This window comes from Arthrobacter sp. 05N429, assembly GCF_056397045.1.
On record NZ_JBFTMQ010000040.1, the window covers coordinates 1 to 584 of the forward strand.

The 584-nt window shown below is 68.5% G+C and carries 1 protein-coding gene; it reads left to right on the top strand.

All coding sequences use genetic code 11. The annotated features are described in order from the left end of the window. On the top strand, nt 1–584 hold a 584-nt coding region (locus AC1DF4_RS19175; protein ID WP_476914359.1), incomplete at both ends, for an L-serine ammonia-lyase, iron-sulfur-dependent, subunit alpha.

Sequence of the window (584 nt, forward strand, 5' to 3'; positions counted from 1 at the left end):
GTCAGCCTCAAGCGCGAGGGGCTGCTGCCCGGCGGACTCAAGGTCCGCCGTCGCGCCCCCGACTGGCATGAACGCCTCATGAAAGAGGACAAGGACCGGGACCCGAAGTACTGGCAGGAGTGGGTCAACCTGATCGCCCTCGCCGTGAACGAGGAAAACGCCTCGGGCGGCCGCGTSGTCACCGCYCCSACSAACGGGGCCGCCGGCATCATCCCCGCAGTGCTCTACTACGCCYTGCACTTCGCCCCCGGCATGGACAAGGCCACCCAGRCCGACCGCGACGACGTGGTGGTCAAGTTCCTGCTGACCGCTGCCGCCATCGGGGTGCTSTACAAAGAGCAGGCCTCGATCTCCGGCGCCGAGGTCGGCTGCCAGGGCGAGGTGGGCTCGGCGTCGTCGATGGCCGCCGCCGGCCTGGCCGAAGTCATGGGCGGCACCCCGCAGCAGGTGGAAAACGCCGCGGAAATCGCGATGGAACACAACCTCGGCCTGACCTGTGACCCGATCGGCGGGCTCGTGCAGATCCCCTGCATCGAACGCAACGCCATCGCCGCCGCGAAGGCCATCAACGCCGCCAAAATGGC